The sequence below is a fragment of the Frankia sp. ACN1ag genome, assembly GCF_001414035.1.
In the GTDB taxonomy this organism is placed as follows: Bacteria; Actinomycetota; Actinomycetes; order Frankiales; family Frankiaceae; genus Frankia; species Frankia torreyi.
The window spans coordinates 1-23,115 of record NZ_LJPA01000001.1 but is presented as its reverse complement, the minus strand read 5'-3'; the positions used below and the strand labels follow the sequence as shown (position 1 = coordinate 23,115).

General features: G+C 75.3%; 14 protein-coding genes and 5 pseudogenes. 12 read left to right on the top strand and 7 right to left on the bottom strand.

Going from position 1 to position 23,115, the window contains the following annotated elements; translation table 11 throughout:
- Nucleotides 1–366 precede the first annotated feature (366 nt).
- Together UK82_RS00080 and UK82_RS00075 are read left to right on the top strand one after the other, a co-directional pair.
- Nucleotides 367–1,542: a DUF5926 family protein gene (locus UK82_RS00080; RefSeq protein WP_044886086.1), complete on the top strand. Its 1,176-nt coding sequence runs from the start codon at nucleotides 367–369 to the stop codon at nucleotides 1,540–1,542.
- A gap of 32 nt (nucleotides 1,543–1,574) precedes the next feature.
- The gene (locus UK82_RS00075) at nucleotides 1,575–2,804 is read left to right on the top strand and encodes a geranylgeranyl reductase family protein (RefSeq protein WP_052681184.1); all 1,230 of its coding nucleotides are present in this window, start codon (nucleotides 1,575–1,577) and stop codon (nucleotides 2,802–2,804) included.
- A gap of 16 nt (nucleotides 2,805–2,820) precedes the next feature.
- Here the strand turns inward: UK82_RS00075 and UK82_RS34595 are convergent, their stop codons facing one another.
- Together UK82_RS34595 and UK82_RS00070 are read right to left on the bottom strand one after the other, a co-directional pair.
- Nucleotides 2,821–3,042 (bottom strand): hypothetical protein, encoded by a 222-nt coding sequence (locus tag UK82_RS34595; protein ID WP_236705346.1) that lies wholly within the window; start codon nucleotides 3,040–3,042, stop codon nucleotides 2,821–2,823.
- A gap of 390 nt (nucleotides 3,043–3,432) precedes the next feature.
- The coding region (locus UK82_RS00070) for an AAA family ATPase (protein ID WP_236705290.1) at nucleotides 3,433–5,850 on the bottom strand (2,418 nt) is incomplete at its 3' end.
- 221 nt (nucleotides 5,851–6,071) lie between these two features.
- Here UK82_RS00070 and UK82_RS42140 point away from each other — a divergent pair.
- Nucleotides 6,072–6,851: pseudogene (locus tag UK82_RS42140) on the top strand (phosphatase PAP2 family protein); the annotation flags it as partial.
- A gap of 89 nt (nucleotides 6,852–6,940) precedes the next feature.
- Here UK82_RS42140 and UK82_RS00065 read toward each other — a convergent pair.
- The 3 genes and pseudogenes from UK82_RS00065 to UK82_RS00060 all read right to left on the bottom strand — a co-directional run.
- Entirely contained in the window at nucleotides 6,941–7,894 is a 954-nt protein-coding gene (locus UK82_RS00065) for a phosphotransferase family protein (RefSeq protein WP_044886087.1), read from the bottom strand.
- A 102-nt stretch (nucleotides 7,895–7,996) separates the two neighbouring features.
- A pseudogene (locus tag UK82_RS34585) lies at nucleotides 7,997–8,206 on the bottom strand (hypothetical protein); the annotation flags it as partial.
- 1 nt (nucleotide 8,207) lies between these two features.
- Nucleotides 8,208–9,565, bottom strand: a 1,358-nt coding sequence (locus UK82_RS00060; RefSeq protein ID WP_236705289.1) for a hypothetical protein, incomplete at its 3' end; no start/stop codon positions are given.
- A gap of 787 nt (nucleotides 9,566–10,352) precedes the next feature.
- Here UK82_RS00060 and UK82_RS00055 point away from each other — a divergent pair.
- From UK82_RS00055 to UK82_RS34570, 9 genes and pseudogenes are all read left to right on the top strand, one after another.
- A complete protein-coding gene (locus tag UK82_RS00055; protein ID WP_044886113.1) occupies nucleotides 10,353–11,243 on the top strand; it encodes a GNAT family N-acetyltransferase in 891 nt (296 codons plus the stop codon).
- Nucleotides 11,240–12,313: a dihydropteroate synthase gene (gene folP, locus UK82_RS00050; RefSeq protein WP_044886089.1), complete on the top strand. Its 1,074-nt coding sequence runs from the start codon at nucleotides 11,240–11,242 to the stop codon at nucleotides 12,311–12,313. Before UK82_RS00055 ends, folP begins: the two co-directional genes overlap by 4 nt.
- Nucleotides 12,274–12,438: pseudogene (locus UK82_RS34580) on the top strand (dihydroneopterin aldolase); the annotation flags it as partial. The gene folP and the pseudogene UK82_RS34580, both read left to right, overlap by 40 nt.
- Before the next feature lies 1 nt (nucleotide 12,439).
- Nucleotides 12,440–12,744, top strand: a 305-nt coding sequence (gene folB / locus UK82_RS00045) for a dihydroneopterin aldolase (RefSeq protein WP_236705288.1), incomplete at its 5' end; no start/stop codon positions are given.
- Between the two features lie 4 nt (nucleotides 12,745–12,748).
- Complete coding sequence (folK, locus tag UK82_RS00040; RefSeq protein ID WP_044886090.1) at nucleotides 12,749–13,288, top strand: 2-amino-4-hydroxy-6-hydroxymethyldihydropteridine diphosphokinase; 540 nt, start codon at nucleotides 12,749–12,751, stop codon at nucleotides 13,286–13,288.
- Entirely contained in the window at nucleotides 13,285–13,722 is a 438-nt protein-coding gene (locus UK82_RS00035; RefSeq protein WP_044886091.1) for a DUF3180 domain-containing protein, read from the top strand. The genes folK and UK82_RS00035 overlap by 4 nt, the downstream gene beginning before the upstream one ends.
- A 2,847-nt stretch (nucleotides 13,723–16,569) precedes the next feature.
- Nucleotides 16,570–19,131, top strand: a complete 2,562-nt coding sequence (locus tag UK82_RS00020; RefSeq protein ID WP_055405970.1) for a helicase-associated domain-containing protein — start codon at nucleotides 16,570–16,572, stop codon at nucleotides 19,129–19,131.
- A 143-nt stretch (nucleotides 19,132–19,274) separates the two neighbouring features.
- Nucleotides 19,275–19,917, top strand: a pseudogene (locus tag UK82_RS34575) (helicase-associated domain-containing protein); the annotation flags it as partial.
- 1 nt (nucleotide 19,918) lies between these two features.
- A pseudogene (locus tag UK82_RS34570) lies at nucleotides 19,919–20,915 on the top strand (DEAD/DEAH box helicase); the annotation flags it as partial.
- 262 nt (nucleotides 20,916–21,177) lie between these two features.
- Here the strand turns inward: UK82_RS34570 and UK82_RS00010 are convergent.
- Together UK82_RS00010 and UK82_RS00005 are read right to left on the bottom strand one after the other, a co-directional pair.
- The gene (locus UK82_RS00010; RefSeq protein WP_044886095.1) at nucleotides 21,178–21,777 is read right to left on the bottom strand and encodes a Uma2 family endonuclease; all 600 of its coding nucleotides are present in this window, start codon (nucleotides 21,775–21,777) and stop codon (nucleotides 21,178–21,180) included.
- Between the two features lie 906 nt (nucleotides 21,778–22,683).
- Nucleotides 22,684–23,115: TCP-1/cpn60 chaperonin family protein (locus tag UK82_RS00005; protein WP_304438021.1), on the bottom strand; the 432-nt coding region annotated here is incomplete at its 5' end.

Genomic DNA, 23,115 nt, shown 5'->3' with positions numbered 1-23,115 from the left:
CGGCCGGCTCGCGGGTAAACCCCCATTTCTCCGTCCTGGGCCGTCGCTTTCGTGGGATCGCGGGCCCGGCCGGGCGGCCGCAGGCGAGCCAAGCACAGTGATCATCTCCGCGCACCCGCCGGGATCGACCCGGCAGTCAGGCACCATCATCGTGCCTGTCATCTCCGACGCCCGGGTACGGCCGGTGCCGGCTTGACGGGACAACACCCAGGACAGGCGGGGGTTCTCCCGGAATGCGCGGGCGGGGTGCCGCCGCAGCGCCCGGCGTTCCCGTCCAGCGCCGCCCATGGCCTAGCCTTACCCCGAATCCAGCCGTACCCAGTCCATGTCCACGACCGTGCGTGACGGTCATGACCTTAGGAGCCCGTGATCGCACGTCGACCCGCACCCCAGCGTCCGGGCACCCGCCCCTCCCGCGTCGCGGCCGGTTCGACCGCCGCCCGCCGCCGTTCAGCCGAGCCGGGACCCGACGGCCCGATCGGCGCGATCGGCGTCGTCGGGCCGCGGGAGCCCTGCCCCTGCGGCTCCGGGCGTCGCTACAAGGCGTGCCATGGCGAGCGGAGCCGGCCGGCGCCGGTGCTGCGGCCCTTCCTCGGCCGCCGGGACGAGCCCGACCTGGTCGCGTTGCGGGAGCTGGTGCCGAGCGCGACCGCCCCGGTGATCCTCGCGGCCGACCATCTCGCCAAGCATCCCGAGCACGCCGACCGGCGCATCACGCTCTGCACGATGCTGCCGCAGGCGGCGCCGGCGCTGGTCCGGGAGGACGGGGAGATCCTCGTCGCCATGCAGACCGCGCTGCCCGGGCTGGACGCGTCCCGGGACATCGCCGGGGCGCTGCTCGCCGCCCTCGACGCCGAGCCGGGCAACGTGGTGGACGCACCGGCGGCCTCGTCGCCGCGCCTGGTCGAGCAGCGGCCGGACGGGCTGGCCGGGCTGCCCCGGCTCACCGACCTGCTCGACCCCGCCCCCCTGGAGATCACCGTCCACCCCGGCTTCGGGTGGTGGCTGCCGCCGTCGGACGACGACAGCGGGCCCAATCAGGAGGTGGCGGCGATGCTGGAGCGCGCCAACGCCACCGTGGTGCCCACGGTGCGGCTGTCCGCCGTGTCCGCCGCCTACTGGTGCCACCCAAGCGACCGGTGGCATCTGCGCTGGGCGCTGCCCCTGGCCGCGCCGGCCGGAGCCGCCACGGATCCGGCTGCCACGGATCCGACCGCGGCGGATCGGGCTGCCACGGACTCAGCCGACGTCGGCGACGCCGCCCGTTCGGAGGAGGCGTTGCTCGACGCCCTGGCCCGGCTGGCCGCGGCCGAGCGGCTCACCGTCGGTCCGGGAACCCGGTTCGTCGGCTTCTTCCGGGCTGACGGCCTCGTCATCCCGGTCTGGGATCTCGCCGCGGACACCGCGGCCGAGCGTTGCGAGGAGCCGGCTGCCGCGCTGGGGCTCGCCTACCGGGAGGCGCTCGCGGACCCGACCCCGCTCACCGCGCAGGAGCGCCGGGTCCGGGCCGGTCTCGTCGGCCGCAGCCTCACCCTGCGCTGACGCGGTCGGTGGTCCGACAGGAGGGGATTGCGGTGGGCACGAGCGAAAGGCCGGACGACACGTTCGACGTCATCGTCGTCGGGGCGGGCCCCGCCGGGGGCAGCGCGGCGCGGGCGGCGGCGGCCGCCGGGGCCCGCGTCTGCGTCCTCGAACGGTCCTCGATGCCGCGGTACAAGACCTGCGGCGGCGGACTGGTCGGCCTGTCGACCGATCACGTCGGCATCGACCTGGCCGGCCTGGTCCGTGCCACGGTCAGCTCGCTGACGATGACCCTGGACGGTCGGTACACGGTCAGCCGCGGCCAGCGGAACGCGCGGCCCTGGCTGTCCATGGTGATGCGGACCGACCTGGACGCCGCGCTGCTGGCCGCGGCCGAGGCGGCGGGCGCGATAGTGCGGACCGGCGTGCAGGTGCTGGGCCTGCGCGAGGAGGCCGAGCCGGTCGCCTGGCTGGCGGGCGCCGCGGTGCCCGTGGTCGACGATGGCTGGGTGAGCGTCCGGGTGCGCGGCGGCGCCGACCTGCGGGCCCGGGTCGTCATCGGGGCGGATGGCGCCTCGGGGCGCTGCGGCACCCACGTCGGAGTCCGGTGCGATCAGATCGACGTCGGCCTGGAGGGTGAGTTCGTCGTGGACGCCGCGCTCGCCGAGCGGTGGGCCGGTCGAATGCTGCTCGACTGGGGTCCGGTGCCCGGCTCCTACGGCTGGCTGTTCCCCAAGGGACGGGTGCTGACGGTGGGGGTGATCGGCGACCGGGCCAGGGGCGCCGCCCTGCGCGACTACTACGAGCGGTTCGTCGAGCGGCTCGGGCTCGCGGGCGCCCCGCGCCAGCACGATTCCGGGCATCTCACCCGGGTCCGGGCCGTCGACTCCCCGCTGCGCCGCGGCCGGGTCCTCGTCGCCGGAGACGCCGCCGGCCTGCTCGACCCGTGGACCCGGGAGGGCATCTCGTTCGCGCTGCGCTCGGGCCGGCTCGCCGGGGAGGCGGCGGCGGGGGCGGTCGGCGCCCCTGGCGCCACCGGGCCCGCCGGCTCGGCCGCCCTGGACGCCTACCCGGCCCGCGTCGAGGCGGTTCTGGGTCCGGAGATGGCGGCGGGCCGCGAGGTGCTCGGCGCGTTCACCCGGCGGCCGGGGGTGATGCACGCGCTCATGGCGGGCCCGGGCACCTTCGGACTGTTCACCCGGCTCATCGAGGGCCGCACGACGGTCGCCCGCCAGTTGCGGCGCCCCGGCGTTCGGACGGCGGTGGCGGCGCTGGGCCGCTGAGCCGGCCGCCGCCGGCTCAGCGGGGGCGGCTGCCGCGCTCCTCGCCGAAGCGTTCGGCCACGGCGCCCGCGATCTCCCGGTAGGCCGTCCGGGTCTCCCGCTTCAGGTCCGACAGCACGATCCGTCCGCCGTCGGCCAGGTGCGGGTCGAAGGGGACCCGCACCACCCGGCGGGTCCGCGCCTCGAAGTGACGGGCGAGGGTGTCCACGTCGACGCGTTCGCCCTGCGCCGGAAACATCGAGATCACCGCGACCGCCTCGCGGACGTGCTCCGAATACCCGTGCGCGTCCAGCCAGTCCAGCGTGGCGCTCGCGCTGGAGCCGCCGTCCGCGGTCGCGCTGCTCACGATCACCAGCGTGTCGGCGAGCTCCAGCACCCCATGCATGGCGCTGTGCAGGATGCCTGTTCCGCAGTCCGTGAGCAGGATCGAGTAGTGCCGCTGGAGCAGATCATCCACGGCCCGGTAGTNGTCGGCGCCGAAGGTGTCGGACAGCTCCGGATCGTTGGCCGAGGCCAGCACCTCCAGCCGCGAGTCGGCCTGGGACAGGTACTTGCGGACGTCCACGTACCGGTGCAGGCGTGGGGCGTCCTCCAGCAGCTCCCGCACGGTGTGTGCGGAGGTACGCGNCACCTTCGAGCCGAGCGTGCCGCGGTCGGGGTTGGCGTCGATCGCCACTACGCGGTCACCGCGCAGGCTGGCCAGGGTCGAACCGACCGCCACCGTGGTCGTGGTCTTGCCGACTCCCCCCTTGAGGGACAGCACCGCGATCCGATGGCAGTCCAGCAGCGGGGTGCGGATGCGGGCGATCTGCCGGCGGTCGCGGACCTCGTCGGGCGACGGTCCGGGATTCACCGCGCCGGCCGACACCTGGTAGACGAGCTTGCGCCAGCCGCGGGAGGCCGTCTGCGGCGGCGGGGGCAGCAGGGCGCTGGTCAGCAGCCCGGCGCGGCCACCCGCGTCGCGTGGCTCCGACTCCGCGGCGGCCGGCCGGCGTGTCTCGCCCGGCCCCGTCCCGGCGGGCGGGCGTTCCCCGGACGGAGACGGGCCGGACCCGTCCGTCCGGTGCCGCCGGGTCTGGTCGAGATGGGCGTCGCCGTCCGGATACGGGACGTACGGATCTGCGGAGACCGATGGACCGTCGTCCGGGTAGGGGTCGTAGTCCGCGCGCGATCCTCGGCCGGCTCGCGCCCCTCGGCTCGACCACGGGCCGCTGTCCTGGCGGGCGGCGGGGTCCTGGCGGTGCGCGAGGTCCGGACGGATCTCCGCATCCCGGTCGGGTCCGACGTCCTGGGAGGGGCGGCGGCGATCGCGCCGGGGGCCGCGGTCCGGCCGGGATTCCTGGCCCGGCCGGGTCCGGGGCTCCCGATCGGTCCGGGGCTCCTGGTTGATCCTGGGCTCGTGGTCGGTCCTGGGCTCGTGGTCGGTCCTGGGCTCGTGGTCGGTCCTGGGCTCGTGGTCGGTCCGGGCGCCGCGGTGGCGTCCGGACCCGGCGCCTCGCTGGGCGCGCTGCCGGTCGGCATCCGTCGGGCGGCGGGACCGGCCGGAGGAACCGTCGTCGGGATACGGGGCCGGTCCCGGCGGCGGTCCGAGCGACGCCCGTCCGGCACCGTAGGGCGCACCGTCGACGGGCGGCGGTCCGGGGAGAGCGCCGCCGCGGCCGAGCGCCTCCTGCCGGATGACGCGGTGGTGACTGTCCGCGCGCGGCGCGGGACGGGGCGCGTCGCGGTCGGGCGCGTCGGCCGGCCGGCTCTGGTAGGCCCGGCCCGGGTGGGGCGGCTGGGCGGGCGGCCGGTGCTGGCGCGTCTCGCCCGGATGCGGTGCCTCGGGCGCGGCAAATCGGCGTCGGGGGTCGGGCCCGGGACCGCGGCCGTCCCGTCCCGCCGAGGCCTCGGGGTCCACCGGAGCCGGCTGGTGGCGGGACGGTGGGACGGTGGGATCGCGAAGCCAGGACGGGACGCGCTCGGGCGGGGCGGGAAGCGGCGCCGGTCCGGTGAGCGGGCCGCCGAGGGCGATCGCCTCGGTCGCCGCGCTGCCGGGCGGCGGGGCCGGATACTCGGTCGAGGGGCGGTACTCGTCGAAGCGCTCGCCGCGGGCCGCGCCGGGGGCGGCGCCGGGCGGAGGGAAGTCCGCCGACCCGGCGGGACCGCCCAATCGCTGGTCGCCGCGGATCACCGGCGTGGCGTAGCGCGCCGTGGGCGGGGCCGCCGTGGGCGGGGGCGCCGTGGGCGGGGGCGCCGGGGCCGGTGGGAGCGGCGCGTCGGGCGGCTGTGCCTGGGGGCCGGGCGGGGGCGGGTCCGCCCGCCAGGCGCGGGTCTCGGCCGGCGGGGCCGGCGGGTACGACTGACCGAACGCCCTGCCCGGGGTCAGTGGGAACTGGTCGAGCAGCGGGTCGAACGTGCGCGTCTCGACCGGCAGCATCCGGCCGTTGCCGCTGGTCCAATCGGGCTGGGGGACCGGAGCGGGGGCCGGGCCGGGCTCGGCCTGGCGGATCGACGGCCAGGTGTCGGAGACGGCCGGCGGCGCCGCGTGACCGGCCTGTTCGGCGGGCCGAGCGCTCGCGTTGCCGCCGCGCGGGGCAGCGTCCACCGACCAGCCCTGGCCCGCGGTGGGACCGGGGCCGGCGATGCCCGCCGCGGGCCAATCGGAGCCCGCCGCGGGCCAATCGGAACGAGGTCGCCCCGCCGGAGCGGACCACTCGGAACCGCCCGCGGCGGCGCTGACCGCTCCCTCGCCGGGGGGCGGGGTCGCCGGCAGGGCCGCCGGCAGCCGGCCCTGCGGCCAGGACGGATGCCCGGGTCCCGGCAGCGCGCTTCCGCCGGCCGGCCCGCGGGTCGAGCCACGGCCGGGCGACTGCGCGCGCCGAGCTTCGTCGGCGGCCCAGCCGGTGTCGTCGGCGGCCCAGCCGGTGTCGCCGAGGGCCCAGCCGGTGTCGCCGGCGACCGGCCTGGCGTCGCCGTTGCGCCGCCCGGCATCCCCGCCGGCCCGCTCGGCGTCGGTCACACCGCCGACCTGGATGGCGCTGATCTCCCGTCCGTCGCCGTTCACGGGCGGACTTCCGGGGCGGCGAGGCCCTGGGCTGGATCTTCCGATCCGGGCTTTCCCTCCGCGATGTCCAAGGGTCTCCCCTCCGATCGGGCGAGCCGAGCCAGGTGGCCGGGGCTGTCTGACGCCCGTGCGGGGGGACGGTACGCCGGCTCGCGGCGAGCGGAGCCGACCGTCCGTTGCAGGACGCGGCCGGCCGGACGGGTCCGGCGGGTTGGACCAGAATGACATGCGATGGCACGGACCGCACAGGCCGGTGCGTCCCAAACGCCGGGACTCGCCCGTGTTGCTTGAGGAACGCCCAGCTCGCGCGGTTCGAGAGCCGGGCGCTGCACGGGATAAGCCGGACGAAGCTGGGCAGGGACACGACGATGCCATCGGGAACCCGCGGAATTCGCCGGGGCGCGCAGGCCGCCGCCCTGGCGTTTGTGGTACTCGCGATCATGGTCGACGCCGGCTGGTCGCCGGTGGTGGAGAACGATGCCGACGTCGCGGAGGCGCTCGGCCGGCTGGCGGCCACCACGGGTTGGCTGGTGACCGCGCTGCGCTGGGTGAGCGAGGTGTTCCACCCGACGGTGTTCCGGGTTCTCGCGGCCGTCGGCGCCGGCGCGCTGTGGTGGCGTTCCCGCCGCGGTGGTGTAGGTCGAGCCGATCCGGCGGGTACCCGCCGACTGGCGGTGTTCGCCCTGGTCACGGTCGGCGCCGGGGGCCTGCTGGCGACGGGGTTCAAGGACCTGATCGGGCGGGCCCGGCCGTCGTTCACCAATCCGGTGGCGCACGCCGCCGGGCTCAGCTTCCCCTCCGGGCATGCGCTGGGCGCGATGGTCGCCGCCGTCGTCTGCCTCGTCGCCGTCCGGGCCGTCACCGGTCGCCGGGCGCGATGGCCCTGGTGGGTCGGGTCGGGGGTGATCGTCGCGCTGACCGGCTTCTCCCGGCTCGGGCTGGGGGTGCACTTCGTGTCCGACGTCCTCGGCGGCTACCTGCTCGGTGTCGCGTGGGCGCTCGGGATGGCGGCCCTGCTGCGTCCGTGGCAGCCGGGTGATGTCGCCGCCGGGCGCGCGGGGCCGGCCGGCCCGGCTCGGGGGGAGCAGGATCATCGGTACGGCGACCAGCGGGCGTCGTGGTCCCGGTGCCGCAGGCTGTCGAGCCGGATCCGGAACTGGGCCGCGACGGTCGCGCTGCTGGCCAACACGGGCAGGACGCTGGTGACCAGCTTCAGCTCGCGCACGGCTCGCAGGACGGCGAATCCCTCCCAGGACGTGACATCGAAGCCGTATCCGTGGGCCAGGTCGCGGTGGGCCTGGGGGTCGTGGCCGAAGCGGGTCCGCCCGACCGCGACCGGCACGAGGTCCCATTCGGCCGGGCCGACGCTCGTGGCGTCGAAGTCGCACATCAGCACCCGACCGTCCGCCGCCCGGATCAGGTTGCCCAGGTGGGCGTCGCCGTGAACGACGACGGTCGGCAGCGCGTAGCGGACGGTGTCGAGCGCCGCGGCGACGCGTTCGGTCAGCCGTTCCAGGAACCGGCGGTCGGCGCCGGCCAACGTCTCCGCGTCCGATAATCGCCGCCGGACGTCGTCGAGGGGGTCCCAGCGGGGCAGCGGAGGACTGGGCGGGTCGAGGGCGTGCAGGGCGCGCAGCAAGGCGGCGAGGTCCCCGGTGCGCGGGGCCGGGCCGGCGGGCGGCGCGCCGGCGGGCGTCGCGTCGACCCAGACGGTCGCGACGAAGCCGCCGGCCTCGACCGGGGCGGGCACGCCGGGCAGGAGGCGAACGGCGGGGGCGCGCCGATCGGCCAGCCAGCCGGCGACCCGGACGACCTTCGCCACCCGGTGCGTCATCGCGGCGGAACCGGTGATGCGCATGATCGCCCCCGCGCGGGGTAATCGGTACACGGCGTTCACCGTGCGTTTGACCAGGACGGCGTCGGCGTCGTCGAGCCCGGCGCGGGCGGCGAGCTCGGCCACCGCGCGGCGGGTGGCCGCCGCCGTGAAACGGCCCCGACGCGGCGCTGCGGGGAGATCGTGCCGAGTGGGACTGTCGTCGGCCATCGCCGCGGTCCTCCCGATCGAGGGACACCGGGTCGGGGCGCCGGGTCGGGGCGCGGGCCGCGGGATCGGCACGCGGGCCCCGTCGTCGGCGGGTCGGTCGGGTCAGACGGTCAGGCCCGGCGCGGTGACCGCACCCGGTCCGGGACGCTGGCCGGCGGCGGAGCGCTGCCATTCCCGGACGAGCAGGGCGAGCTCCCGGACCTCACGCACCTCGCTGTGCGGACGGGTCGCGGACAGGAGCTGGTCGGCGCGGCCGGAAACGGAGGCGACCGTGCGTCCCCAGGAGATCTGGATGGCCTCGGTGGCCAGGTCNCAGACCCGTTCGAGCTCCAGGCGGCCCTGGCGGGCGAGGGCGAGGGCGAGGTCCAGCCGGATCACCGAACGGAAGCCGGGGGCGTTCATCGCGTCGAGCTTCGGCAGGGCGAGCTCGGCGTGCTCCTGTGCAGCCTGCGGCCGGCCGAGCAGGCACAGCGCGGTGGTGGCGTTGTAGGACACCTCGACCGGGTTGAAGTTCTCGAAGCTCGGACCCGGTCGGCCCCACTGGTCCGGGGGGATCAGATCCGCCAGGTCGTAGGCCTGGTCCAACGCCTGGGCGGCGCCGCGCACGTCGCCGAGGGCGGCCAGAGCACGGGCCACCTGGCAGGTGAGCCGGGCGCGCACGGGTCCGTCGCCGACGTGGGTCAGCCCGTCGCGGGCGAGGCGGAGGGCCTCGTCGGGACGGCCGGCGTAGAACTCGTTGACCGCGGCGACCTCCCGGGCGGAGCCGCGCAGTGCCCCCTCCCCGGCGAGCCCTCCGGCCTGGAAGCCGAGGGCGGTCAGCGACCGGGCGGTCTCGATGTCGCCGAGTTTGAAGGCCGCGTCGGCGCCGAGGACCGCGACCCGACCGGTGAGCAGGTCGCGGCGACGGGCGTCGCCGGCCGGCATCGAGCGGCGGCCGAGCCGCTCCAGCCCCCGGCGCAGGCGGGCGGTCTGGGCGAAGATGTGCGCCGGTGGGGTCGCCTCGTGGGCGTCGAGGAGGTCGGCGAGCATGTCGTCGGCCCGCTCCAGCGCGAGCTGGATCGGGCTGGCCGCGAGGACGTCGGAGACCTCCATGATCTGGCCCTCGGCGAGGATCGCGGTCATCATCGCCGCTCCGGCGTACCGGTGGAACTGCCGCCGGTCGGAGACGCCCGGGGTCGCGGGCCGCGCGGCCGGGAGCACGGCATCGGCGGGCGCGGGGCCGGCCGCGGTCGGCGCGAACGCGGTCGGCGCGAACGCGGGCGGGCCGCCGAACATCGTCAACGAGAGGGCGGCGGGGTGCGTCGAGGGTGCCGCGCACGACGGGTGCGGGCCGCCCGGCGACCACCCGGACCCGATCGGGCTCCCGGGACCGAGGGGATCCTGGCCGAACAGAGTCGAGGAACGGGCCAGGTCCGCGAGGTCGTCCGCGGCCCAGAGCCGCTGGGCGGACGGCGCGCTGATGGGGCCGAGGTCGCACCGGTCGACCGGCGGCTGCGCGGGCGGCTCCGGCGAATAGTCCTCAGGGTGATCGTCCGGCGGGGTGCGGGCCGGCGGGATGCTGATCGACTCGCTCGTCGCTCGCCGGACCGGGGGAGGGCCGGAGCGACCGGTCGGACCCGAGGATCCGTGGTCGGCTCCACGGCCCGGTGAAGATCCGCTCGACTGCGGCATGCCGCGCGTCCTTCCTTCCGAAAACGTCACGGTCAGCGACCGTGTCGACAAGGTAGCGAGGGGCGAGGTCCGCTGCGAGGGGCAACCCATCGGAAGCGCACAGTGAGACCACGCGACCTGGTGGGTTCCGTGACCGCCGGCTGCTCCGGCGGCGGTCCGGTCTGGTTCGGCGGTCGATGGCCGGCTGTTCCGGCGATCGCGCGGCGGCGACGCTGCCACCGGCCAATCACTCCGGTCGTGTTGACCCGGGTTCTACCGGTTCCTCGTTATCGATAGTAGAAGGACCGCTGCGCCGGAGGGTAACGATGAAGCAGCCGCAATGTGCCGGCCATTGTGGCTCTACGTGGTGTTTCTCCGAGGTTTCCACAACTGATCTTGTTGTGGCCGGCTGCTCTCGATCGCCTGGTGGGGCTGCGCCGACACTGGTTCCGGCGGCCGCGGGAGAAGGAAATCACGTCCTGACCGGACCGAACGGTGAAGGATTGTGCAGTTGCCGTCGGAATCCGCCGGCCTTGCGCGATGGTGCCGGATCGGCCGTCGGCGGCAACCGACCGTCGGTCTGCTCCAGAATGGGAACGATGCGGCAATAGTCTCGAAATTATGACATTCGGTCATGGTTGCCGCTGCTGGGTGGGGTACACGGGTGGCGCTCGTCCGACCGGTGTCGCCGTCCATCGACGCCGTCGGGTCGGTAGCCTCGGCATGATGGCGGATGCGGCCCAGCAGTACTCCCACTCCAGCAGGTCGCGCCGTGGGCGCGGATCTGCCCGGCCCACCGGGGTGCGCCGTGCTCGGTGACCACGTGGCGCCCGGTGCGCCGGACCAGCTGATCGGCCCGCGGGCCGACCTGCCGCCGGCCGAGGCGACCCTGGCCCGCGAGCTCGAGGCCGTGGCCCACCGGGCCTGGCCGCCGCAGCGGCAGATCGAGATCGGCGGGTGGACCCTGCGGGCCTCCGCCGGCTCGTCCCGCCGCGGGAACTCGGTCTGGGCCCACGGCGGCGTGCCCGACGTGCGGGCCGCGCTTGCCGCGGTCTGCGACTTCTACGCCACCGCCGGCCTGCCGCCCATGTTTCAGCGGACCCCCGTCACCCAGCCGGCGCAGCTCGGCGCTGTGCTCGACGCCGCCGGCTTCGACGACACCGGGCCTACCGACATGTGCGTGGCGCCGCTCGGGGCGCTGGCGCCGGTAGCGACGCCGGCGTCGACCTCCGTCGGAGTGACCACCGCCGACGTGCCGGGGGACGAATGGCTGCGGGTCGCCGGGCAGGTGCTCGCCACCTTCGACGCGCAGCGGGCCGGCACCCTCGCCGTGCTCTCGGCGCTGCGCCTGCCCACCGTCTATGTGACGCTGACCGTCGACGGTGCGCCGGTGGCGGTGGGCCGTGGCGTCGCCGACGACCGCTGGCTGGGCATCTACAGCATGGCGACGTTGCCGGCGGCCCGCGGCCGCGGCGCGGCGCGTCGCGTCGTCGCCGCGCTCGCGCAGTGGGCCGGGGCGCGCGGCGCCACGCACGCCTATCTCCAGGTTGAGGAGGTCAGCACCGTGGCCAGGGGGCTGTACGCCGATCTCGGCTTCCGGCCGGTCTACCGGTATTCCTACCGCCGGGCGCCGCTGTCGGCGGTCCGGGACCTGCCGGACGCCCGGGACGGCGGGCCGGCCGGGGCGGGTGCCGCGTGAGCGCGACCGTCGACGACCTCCTCGAGCCGGATGGCGTTACCAAGGTGATGGGCGTCGTCAACGTCACGCCCGACTCGTTCTCGGACGGTGGCACGTTCCTCGATCCGGTGGACGCGGTGCGGGCCGGGCTGCGGATGGTGGACGAGGGCGCCGATCTCATCGACGTCGGCGGCGAGTCGACCCGCCCGGGCGCGTCCCGGGTGGTCGCCTCGGAGGAGATGCGCCGGGTGCTGCCGGTCGTCGCCGAGCTCGCCGCGGCCGGGGTACGGGTCAGCGTCGACACCAGCCGGGTCTCGGTGGCGGCCGCCGCCGTCGACGCGGGGGCGGTGCTGGTCAACGACGTCTCCGGGGGCTGCGACCCGGACCTGCTCGCCCTGGTGGCCGACCGCGGCGTCCACTATGTGCTCATGCACGCCCGTGGTCCCAGCGTCGACATGTCCAGCCGGGCCGTCTACGGCGACGTGGTCTCGGAGGTCACCGCCGAGCTCGCCGCGCGGCTGGAGGTGGTCGTCGCCGCCGGGGTCGCGCCGGAGCGGGTGATCCTCGACCCCGGGATCGGCTTCGCCAAGACGGCGGCGCACAACTGGGCGCTGCTGAACAACATCGACGCGCTCGCCGCCCTCGGTCGGCCGCTGCTCGTGGGCACGTCGCGCAAGTCCTTCCTCGGTACGGTCCTGGCCGCCGGGGACGCGGGCGCGCGCCCGAGCGACGAGCGCGACGACGCCACGCAGGCGACCACCGCGCTGCTGGCCGCCGCCGGGGTGTGGGCCGTGCGCGTGCACGCGGTGCGGCCGGCGGCCGACGCGGTGCGCGTCGTGCGGGCATGGCGGCAGGGCGGCGCCGGGGATGCGGCGCCCACCGCGAGCCTGCCGGTGGTGCTGCCCGGCACCGCCGGCGGTTCGGTAGGGCACCGGCCGCGGCTGGGCGCGGCGCCGCGGACCGGGGCCGGCCCGGCCAGGGGCACGGGCAGGAGCGGCGGCAGCGTCGAGTCGGGGCCGGGTCGCCGGGACCGGCCCACGGCCCCGCCCGGCTGTGCGGGGGAGCGGGAGGTGCCGTGGTCAGCCCGGTGACGGACGGTCCGGGGCCCGGCGACGTGCCGCTGGACCGGATCACCCTGACCGGGCTGCGGGTCCGCGGCCACCACGGGGTGCTGCCGGCCGAGCGGGAACTCGGCCAGGAGTTCGTCATCGACGCCNTCGTCTGGCTGGACGTCACCGAGGCGGCGCGCCACGACGATGTCACCCGCACCGTCCACTACGGCGAGCTCGCCGAGACGCTCGCCGAGATCGTCGGCGGCCCCCCGGTGGATCTGATCGAGACCCTGGCCCAGCGTCTCGTCGCCGCCTGCCTACGCGCGGATCGGGTTGTGCGCGCCGAGGTGACCGTGCACAAGCCGGCCGCGCCGATCCCGATCCCCTTCGGTGACGTCGCCGTCACCGTGACCCGAGCCCGGCCCGCGGACCCGCCGCCCCCGGCCGGCCCCGCACCCGAGGGCCGGTGACGGGATGACCGAGGTCGCCCATGCGGTGCTGGCGCTTGGCTCCAACCTGGGTGACCGCTGGGCGCTGCTGCGGGCCGCCGTGCGCCAGCTCGACGAGGTCCTCGGCGTGACGGCGTGCTCGGCGGTGTACGAGACCGATCCCGTGGGCGGTCCCGAGCAGGACGATTACCTCAACGCGGTCGTGCTGACGGCGCCGGCGCCGCCGCGGGAGCTGCTGGCCGCCGTGCGCGCCGTCGAGGAGCGGGCGCGGCGAACGCGGACCGTGCGGTGGGGGCCGCGCACGCTCGACGTGGACGTCATCGCCCTCGGCGCGGTGCGAAGCGACGACCCGGAGATCATCATCCCCCACCCGCGGGCACACCTGCGGGCCTTCGTCTGCGTGCCCTGGCTGGACGTCGACCCGGAGGCGATCCTGCCGGGTCACGGCCGGGTCGCCGACCTGGTCGCCCGGATGGCGGGCGCCGGGGAGCTCGTCGGCCTGCGGCGGACCTCCGGCCGGCTGCGCGGCACCGATCCGGCCGGTGAGGGCGGTGCGTCGGCGTGAGACCCACCCGGCCGCGTGATCTCGTCCTGGCCGCGGTCGTGTTCGGGATCCTCGGCTATCTGCTGCTGTGGTGGGCGTACCGGTCGATTCCCACGCTGCCCCGCACGGCGTCGCTGTCGGTGGTCGTCATCGGGGTCATCGAGCTTCAGGTCGCCGTCCAGTCCCGGCGCCGGCTGGAGGGCCGGCCGGGCACCCGGCCGATCCTGCCGCTCACCGTCGCCCGCCTGGCGGCGCTGGCGAAGGCCAGCTCGGTCGTGGGGGCCGCGCTCGCGGGAGCCTGGGCGGGCGTGCTCGGGTACACCGCGCCGCGGACGGACGAGTTCCCGACCGCGGGCGGCGACGCGATCAGCGCGGGGCTCGGCCTGGCCGCCGCCGTCGTGCTTCTCGTCGGCGGGCTGGTCCTGGAACGGGTGTGCCGGGTCAAGAAGCCATAGGGCGCGCCGTTGGCCCGCAGCCTCGTCACCGGCCCGACTCCCGTCCTTCCGACCGCCGCGGTGCGACCGTGCCCGCCCGAACGAGCCGGTCGTCTCCCGGTGCTCGCGGTGGCGGATCGGGGCTGGTCATGACCGCCGAGCTGGTCGCCGGGCGGCTCGGCGCCGGAGCTACTCTGAGGTGAATCGCCGCATGTGACCCCGATCGATGCCAGGGTTGTCCGTGTTAAGACCACCTTGTGGTGATTGGCGGCGGATCTTCTGTGCCGGTCGGTCGAGGTCGCGGTGGCACGACGCGAAGGCGGGAAGGTGCGGGCGGTGGTCGTTGAGGGCCGGAGCCGCGATGGTTCGCGGGGCCACCCGTCCGACGCCGCCCGACGCGCCCCGCCCCCAGGGCCGGCGTCGGCTCCGTACGCAGACCCAGCCGGGCTGGATCAGCCCGGGGGCGGCCGGATCGTCGCGTTCGGCACCCTGTCGACCGGCCCCACCAGGCGCCCCGAGCCCCGGGCCGAGCGCATCGCGGCCGTGACCGGGTTCGACGCGGCGGACATGGTGACCGCCCGGCCCCCTGACGGCGGGCTGCCGACCCGGGCCGCCGACGCGCCCCCGGCCGGCCGCCCAGCGCCCGCCGGAGCGCCGGAGGGCCGGACTCGCCAGACGTTCCGAGCCGTGGCCTTCGGCAATCCCACGGCCGGCGGCGCCGAGGTGGTGCCGTTCGACCCCGCGGACGCACCTCCGCCGGGCCCGTGGCGCCCCGATCCCGCCAACCGCGTCCCCGGCGGTGATCCGCCGGTTGATCCGTCCGACCGGTTCGACCGATCCGACCCCGCCGGAATTCGGCGAGGGGCGGCGTATACGGAGTTCGGCCGCGAACCCGCGCCGCCTCCGACCGGCTTTCGGGATGACGCCCCGCCGGGCTGGCGCGGATTTCGCGGCACCGATCCGCCGGGCCGTCGCGACTTTCCCGCGGCCGATCCGCCGGGCGGCCGTCGATTTCCCGACCAGCGTCGGCAACCCGTGGTCGCTCCCGTCCCCGGGGCGCCAGACGCCCACCATCCAGATCCTCGCCACCGAGATCCTCGCCACCGAGATCCTCGCCACCGGGATCTCCGTCAGCCCGAGCCGCGCCCTACCGCTGCCGGCCCGACCGGCGACGGACCTGCCGCGCCCAGCCTGCTCGACCGGGTCAGCTTCACCGGCATACAGCGGGCGGTGTCAGTGGATGAACCGGGGCCGGCCAGCCCCCGCGGACGGAGTCCGGACGGCGGCTCGGCGCTGGACGAGGTCAGTTTCACCGGCTATCAGCCCGCCATCCGCGAGGGCTGGCAGCCGCGCGGGGCCGCCCGGGAGGGGGCGCGGCCGCCCGCGGGCGCCGAGCGTCCCCGGCCGGGCCGCCGTCCGCCGGATGGCGAGCGGGCCCGGTTCGCCGGGCACGCGCCGCAGGCCGGCGAGCCCGCCGCAGGCACGGCTGTGCGCCGTGCTGACCGGCCTCGCGCGCGCTTCGGCAGTCCGCCCGAGGAGGCGCGCTCGCCAACGGACCCGTACGACCGTGACGACCCGTACGACCGTGACGACCCGTACGACCGTCAGGGGTCACGCGAACGCGGCGGCGGCCGTGCCCGGACGGGCGGTCCGGCCAGCGGGCCTGGCGCTCGACCGGGCGGGCGGCGCCGGCGCGGTGATCGGCCCGGCCTGCTCCAGGCCGCGCTCGTGCTGGCGGCACTCGTCGTCGGGGTGTCGCTCGGTCGGACGCTGGCGTTGCCCGGGGACGCCGGGACGATCTCGAGGCTCGCGGACTGGGGNCGCGCAAACCACCTGTCGTTCCTCGTCGATCGGGTCGATGCGCTGCGCTGACGGCCTGGCCGGTGGCCCCGGTGGCCCCGGTGTAGCCCCGGTGGCCGCTTTGGTGGTCCGCGTGGGAATGCCGTCGCAGGCGGTGACTTAGTTACCGGTTTGTCAGATGGAGGGGCATTGTTGTTGATGTTGTCGAGCTTGTCACTCTATGGTCGCCCTTGCGTGTGATCAAATCAATGTTCGCGTAACCGGCGATCTAGGATTGCGAGTGGCCTTCCCCCTCTCGAGACGCGGGAAGCGGACCCGGCCGAAATTGATGCGTCCCAGTTTGCCGAATCCCCTTGCGTCCGGCGGTCCTCGGCGTGTCCAATCGGTATTGGTAGGTCTGTCGCATTCCGTCGACCTCGTCTCGTGAGCGCCCGCTACCGCCGGGCAGCCTGGTCGCCGATGTTCGACCGAACGCGTGCCCCGGCCTGCCAAGGCATCCAAGGAGGCCACGTGCGTCCGAGACTCGCAGTAGCCCCTGCGGTCCCGCTGGCTGGCGACGCCGGTCACGGGGTGCCGCAGCGGGACTGGACGGCGCCGGGTCTCGCGGGGACGGGCGCCACCATGGCCGACGTCTCCGACGGCCCCGGTCGCCCGGCCACCGAGGCCGAGGCCGCCGCGATCGCCGCAGCCGTCCTCGACAGCCCGCTGGTCGCCAGAGTGGCGGATCTTCGCATCACCGGCATCCGTACCTCGACCGGCGCGCCGGACTGGGCGTTCGCCGTCCTGCGCACACCGGGCGGCACCGACCCGGCGATCGCCGTGCTGCGCTGGGACACCTGCTGCGGCTGGGTGCTGGACCAGGTCGGCACGGCCCGGCTTGGTCTCGGGACGGCCGGCGGTGGCGGCCCGGCCATGCGGCGCGCGGACCTGCAGGTCGCCGGGGCGCCGCCGGTCCGCCGTGACGGTGGCGTCCGGCGGGGTTGCGACTCCGGGATTCGGACGGGTGACGCGGNGCGTTCGGGGTAGGTCGCGGCGCTGTGTCCGGCTGGCGCCGGGCCAGCTACCGTCATGATGGTGTCGATGCCGGCCGATCCCGCGCCAGACGAGTCCACGACGCTCGTGGGCTGGCTGCGCGCGCTGCCCGATGAGGCGATCATCCGGCTGTTTCTGCTGCGGCCCGATCTCGCGACGCCACCGCCGCCGGACTTCGACGTCCTGGCCGCCCGGCTGGAGATCCGGGTGAGTGTCGCGCGTGCCCTGGAGCGCCTCGATACCAACGCGTGCGAGGTGCTGGAGGCGCTGACCATCCTGCCCTCCCCGGTGCCGCTCGCCGAGCTCACCGCGTTCTGCGGGCACGCCGAGGTCGTCGGGGTGGTGCGCCGGCTGCGTGAACTGGGTCTGCTCTGGGGCGACGACGGTGCGCTACGGGTCGTCGGCATGGCCGTCGACCTCGTGGGAGCGCGGCCGCTCGGGCTCGGCCGGCCGGTGCGGGAGTGCCTGTCGGTCTACCGGCACACCCAGCTCGCCAGGGTCGCAGGCGCCCTCGGCCTGATCCCGGCCGCGACGGATCCGACGGAGTCCGGGGGCGGGTTCACCGTCCGAGCCGATCTCGTCGACGCCATCGCCGACCTGTTCGCCGATCCGGCTCGGGTCCGCGGCTGGCTCGACGGGTGTTCCGAGCGGGCCCACCAGCTCCTTCGCCGGCTGGCGGCCGGGCCCGCGCTCGGCACCACCGCCGAGGCGGGTCGGCTGCTCACCGTCGCCACGGCCCGCAGCCCGGTGGAGGAGCTGCTCGCCCGGGGTCTGCTGGTCGGGATCGACGATGACACCGTCGAGCTGCCACGGGAGGTCGGCCTCGCGGTGCGCGGTGACGAGCCGGCCGGCCGGCTGCATCCGCATCCGCCCGAGCTGACCGGCGCCGCTGTCGGTGCCTCGGCCGCCGACGCCGCCGCCGCGCTCGCCGCGGACACCGTCGTGCGCTGGATCACCATGCTGCTTGACGCGTGGGGCACGACGCCCGTGACGCCGCTGCGTACCGGCGGCCTGAGCGTGCGCGACCTGCGCGCGACCGCGAAGCTGCTCGACACCGACGAGCGGACCGCCGCCTTTGTCGTGGAGCTCGCGGCGGCCGCCGGACTCGTCGACGCCACCGCCGGCGTCGACGTCCAGTACGTGCCCACCGCTGCCTACGACCGCTGGGGCACCGACCTGGTGGCGGCGCGCTGGGCGGTGCTGGTCGAGGGCTGGCTGCGGTCACCGAGTGCCGCCTGGCTGGTCGGCGAGCGGGACGAGCGGGGTCGCCAGATCGCCGCGATGTCGCTGGAGGTCCGCCGCTCCTCCGTGCCGGACCTGCGGGCCCAGGTTCTGCGCGCGCTGGCGGCGGCGCCGGCCGGGGTGGCGCCGACCGGTGAGTCGCTGCGCGCCCTGCTGACCTGGCGGGCGCCGCGGCGGGCCGGCACGCTGCTGGCCGGGATGATCGACGGCACGGTCGCCGAGGCGGAGCTGCTCGGCCTGACCGGGCGGGGGGCACCCAGCACCGTCGGGCGACTGCTGGCCGCGCAGCTCGACGAGGAGAGCGCCGACCCGGCGCGGGTCGTCGGCCTGCCGAGCCGGCCGGCCGGCGGGGACGCCGCGCTGTGTGCCCGCCTCGCCGACGCCCTCACCCCGCTGCTGCCCGAACCGGTCGAGGAGCTGCTGCTGCAGGCGGACCTGACCGCGGTCGCCCCCGGCCCGCTGGTTCCCCGGGTGGCCGCGCAGCTCGCGCGGATGGCGGACGTCGAGTCGTCGGGGGCCGCGACGGTCTACCGCTTCTCCGAGGAGTCGCTGCGCCGGGGATTCGACTCGGGGCTGGTCGCTGAGGACATCCACGCCGCGCTCGATCGCCTGGGCCGCACCGGCGTTCCCCAGGGACTGACCTATCTGATCGACGACACCGCCCGCCGGCATGGCCGGCTGCGCGCCGGTCCGGCGTCGAGCTACCTGCGATGCGACGACACCGCGCTGCTCGCCGAGGTGGTCGCGAGCCGTCGCACGCAGGCGCTGGGGCTGCGCCGGATCGCGCCGACCATCGTCATCTCGTCGCTGCCGACCGGCGAGTTGCTGGCCGGCCTGCGGGCCGCGGGATACGCGCCGGTCGCGGAGGCCCCCGACGGCAGGGTGGTGCTCAGCCGGCCGGCCGCCCACCGGACTCCGGCCAGGCCGCGCCAGGCGCCGGTCGACGTCGCCGACGGGCGGCTCGCGCAGGCGCGCGACGTGCTGCGGCTGGTCCGCCGCGGCGACGACAGCGCGCAGGCCATGCGGGCGGCCGGTGGCGTCACCGGCGCCGAGATCGGACTCACCCGGTCCGCCCCGCTGATCCTGGTGATGTTGCAGGGTGCCGTCCGGGATCGGCGCCGGGTCCTGCTCGGGTATGTCGACCAGCAGGGCACGCCCAGTGACCGGATCGTGCGGCCGACCGCGGTGGACGGCGGCTGGCTGACCGCCTGGGACGAACTCAGTGCCGGCCCGCGCCGCTTCGCCCTGCACCGGGTGACCGGGGTCGCCGACATCGACGAGGTGTTCGGTGGCGGTGGCGCCGCGGCGCCGGCCGACTGGACGACGGCCGCGCCGGACGTGGCCGACCCGCCCTGAGCCGTGGGCCGCGGCGGGACGGGGTCGCCAACCTGTCGGTGGGCGCCTGTACCGTCGAAGTACGTCGCCAGCGTGGCGGCGTGCCCGCCGGGATCTGCCCGTGGTGGGCCTATGCCGTATGGCGGACCGGGAGGACGGTGAGGGTGGCGGACGGCCCGTTGATCGTTCAGTCGGACAAGACCTTGCTCCTGGAGGTCGACCATCCTGGCGCCCCCGCGGCCCGGGCGGCCATCGCTCCGTTCGCCGAGCTGGAGCGGTCCCCGGAGCACGTCCACACCTATCGGGTGACCCCGCTGGCCCTGTGGAACGCCCGCGCCGCCGGGCACGATGCCGAGCAGGTGGTGGACGCGCTCGTCCGCCACTCCCGCTACGCGGTCCCGCACGCGCTGCTCGTCGACGTCGCCGACACCATGGATCGCTACGGCCGGCTGCGGCTGGAGAACGATCCGGTCCACGGCCTGGTGCTGCGGGCGCTCGACCGGGCCGTGCTCGTCGAGGTCGCGCGGGCGAAGAAGGTCGCGCCGATGCTGGGCACGCGCATCGACGACGACACGATCGCCGTGCACCCGTCCGAGCGCGGCCGGCTCAAGCAGGCGCTGCTCAAGCTCGGCTGGCCCGCGGAGGACCTGGCCGGCTACGTCGACGGCGAGAAGCACCCGATCGAGCTCCGTCAGGACGGCTGGGAGCTGCGCGAGTACCAGAAGGGCGCGGTCGCGGGCTTCTGGGAGGGCGGCTCGGGGGTCGTCGTGCTGCCCTCGGGCGCGGGCAAGACCATCGTGGGCGCCGNGGCGATGGCCCAGGCCGGCGCGACCACACTGATCCTGGTCACGAACACGGTCGCCGGTCGGCAGTGGCGGCACGAGCTGCTGCGTCGCACCTCGCTGACCGAGGACGAGATCGGCGAGTACTCCGGCGAGCGCAAGGAGATCCGCCCGGTCACCATCGCGACTTACCAGGTGATGACGGCGCGCCGCAAGGGCGAGTACCTGCACCTGGACCTGTTCGGCGCCCGGGACTGGGGGCTGATCGTGTACGACGAGGTACACCTGTTGCCCGCGCCGGTCTTCCGGATGACCGCCGACATCCAGTCCCGCCGCCGGCTCGGTCTCACGGCGACCCTGGTCCGCGAGGACGGCCGGGAGGGCGATGTCTTCTCGCTCATCGGGCCGAAGCGGTACGACGCGCCGTGGCGCGAGATCGAGGCGCAGGGCTGGATCGCCCCGGCGCAGTGCACCGAGGTGCGGGTCACCCTGACCGACGACGAGCGGATGACCTACGCCGTCGCCGAGCCGGAGGAGCGCTACCGGATGTGCGCCACGGCCCACAGCAAGCGGGCGGTGGTGGAGCGTCTCGTCCGCCGGCACTCCGACGACCGGGTGTTGGTGATCGGCGCCTACCTGGATCAGCTCGACGAGCTCGGCGAGTTGTTGGGCGCCCCCGTCATCCAGGGCTCGACCCGCAACCGGGAGCGCGAACGGCTGTTCGAGGCGTTCCGCACGGGCGAGATCACCACGCTGGTCGTCTCCAAGGTCGCGAACGTGTCCATCGACCTGCCGGAGGCCGGGGTGGCGGTGCAGGTCTCAGGCACCTTCGGCTCCCGGCAGGAGGAGGCGCAGCGCCTCGGCCGGGTGCTGCGGCCCAAGGCGGACGGCCGAGCGGCGCACTTCTACACCGTGGTCGCCCGCGACACCCTCGACCAGGAGTACGCGGCTCACCGTCAGCGCTTCCTTGCCGAGCAGGGCTACGCGTACACGATCGTCGACGCCGACGACATCCCTGACCCGCGTGACGTCGCGGACCGCGGCGACCTCGCGGATCAGTACGATGTCGCGGATCCGCACAGTGCCGCGGACCCGCACAGTGTCGCGGATCCGTACAGTGCCGCGGATCCGGACGATCTGGCGGATCCGGACGATCTGGCGGATCCGGACGACATCGCCGACGGCGCCGGCGGGCGGGACTAACCAGCCGGGGCCTGCCCGTGCGCCCGCCTGCGCATGCCCCGCGGCGGCGCTGGCGGGGGCCCCGGGCCCACCGGGCCGCCGCTCACTCGGCGTCGGGCGGGTCGATCAGTTCGGCGGGCCGGACGGTCACCGGGAACGGTCGTGTTGCGTTGAACTCACCGTGCGGGCCGGTCGCGCTGGCGGTCACGTAGACGCCGCCGACCAGCTCGAACGCCTCCAGCGTCGCCGTATCCGGATCGATCAGCCAGCACGCCGGAACCCCGCGCTCCCGGTAGAGGTCGAGCTTCAGCGTGCGGTCGTAGCGGCGGGTGCTCGCATCCGCGACCTCGACGACCAGGTAGGGCGTCTCCCGCAGCCGGCGGCCCACCACCTCGGCGCTCGGGGCGACGACGACGTCCGGCACGAGCAGGGACCGTGCCGACAGCTCCACCCCGACGCCGGCGGGGAGCACGTGGGCGCCGGAGGTGGCTACCTGCGTCAGCAACCGGGTCAGCCGGCTGGTCACCCGGGCGCGCAGCGGCGTCGGCCACGGGCGCAGGAGACACAGCCCGTCGAGCAGCTCCAGCCGGGCATCGTCGTACCCGCCGGCATCCAGATCCTCGACCGTGACCGGAGGTGCGGGCACGGTCACGGACGGGCGGTGGGAGCGGGACTGTGCGGGTGCCTGGACCACGCTGCCTATGGTGCCCCGCCGCGGCGGTCCTGTCGAAAGCCCGGCTGCGTTAATTGTCCGTGTCGTGCAAATAGTCGACCTCTAACCGTCCCTGNCGTGAATTGTTGAAAAGAAGTGACATAAAACTCTTGTCGGCTCCAATACCCGGTGGTAACTTGATCGCCGTTGCTGGTGGCCGACGACCTTTCTTAGCGCAAGGTCGTCTTTGGGAGCACCTCCCGGCGTTCGCTCCGTCCCGAGTGGCGTCGCTCCCAGGCCGATGAGCCCGCCTCCGCGGAACCTCCCGTCCGCGGAGGCGGGCCTTTCCCCGTGAATCGCCTTCGGCGATTCACGGGGACCCCTGGCCCAGGGCGCCGTTCGGGGTTTCCGTCAGATCGCCTTCGGCGATCTTCCTGGGGCAGCTAAGCCCGACGAAACGCCGGAGATGTCGGCTTTGCCGCGCGAGCGTGGATGGTGAGGTCCGGGGCGCGCTTTGAAATGTGACGTACGACTCTGGTATCAATCACCCCAATAAAGGGGTATCGCGGCGTTGACGCGGCGTCGGATCGGGCGAAGGCCGGTGCGGTCCGCGCGATATTCCGGCCCCAGACCGCACCGACCGCAATGGTGGGCGTGGACGGCGACCGCGTCGAGCTGACGTAGGAGGTCCCGGATGAGGGGCGGTCCGGTCCGCGAAGGTACGGAAGGCTGGGCGCTGTGGGCCGGCGAGGATGGGCGGCGGCTGGCTGGCGCGACCGCGATCGGCAGCGGGCAACGGCGGGCGGCGGCGGGCAACGGGGAAAGGCGGCGGGCAACAGCGCGGGTAGCGGCGGGCGGCGGGGGTAACGACGAAGGCGGCCCCGTGTACCGGAGCCGCCTTCGTCGTGACGGTGGTGCTAACCAGCGCGTGCGCTGGGTGGTGCGGGGGGAGCTGGACTAGAAGTCCATCTCGCCGCCGCCGCCGGGGACGGCCGGGGCCGGGTTCTTCTCCGGCTTGTCGGCGATGACGGCCTCGGTGGTGAGGAACAGGCCGGCGATCGACGCGGCGTTCTGCAGCGCGGAGCGGGTGACCTTGGCGGGGTCGATGATGCCGGTGGCGATCAGGTCGACGTACTCGCCGGTGGCCGCGTTGAGGCCGTGGCCGGTCGGGAGGTTGCGGACCTTGTCGACCACGACGCCGCCCTCGAGACCGCTGTTGAAGGCGATCTGCTTGATGGGTGCCTCGAGCGCGAGCCGGACGATGTTCGCGCCGGTGGCCTCGTCGCCGGACAGGTCGAGCTTCTCGAAGGCGGTGATCGACGCCTGGAGCAGCGCGACGCCACCACCGGCGACGATGCCCTCCTCGACCGCGGCCTTCGCGTTCGACAC

Bases quoted from the DNA above. Each gene is read 5' to 3' on its own strand.
- UK82_RS34595 (WP_236705346.1), bottom strand. From the start codon at position 3,042: ATGTTTCCGGCGCAGGGCGAACGCGTCGACGTGGACACCCTCGCCCGT.
- UK82_RS00065 (WP_044886087.1), bottom strand. From the start codon at position 7,894: ATGGCCGACGACAGTCCCACTCGGCACGATCTCCCCGCAGCGCCGCGT.
- folK (WP_044886090.1), top strand. From the start codon at position 12,749: ATGACCGAGGTCGCCCATGCGGTGCTGGCGCTTGGCTCCAACCTGGGT.
- UK82_RS00020 (WP_055405970.1), top strand. From the start codon at position 16,570: ATGATGGTGTCGATGCCGGCCGATCCCGCGCCAGACGAGTCCACGACG.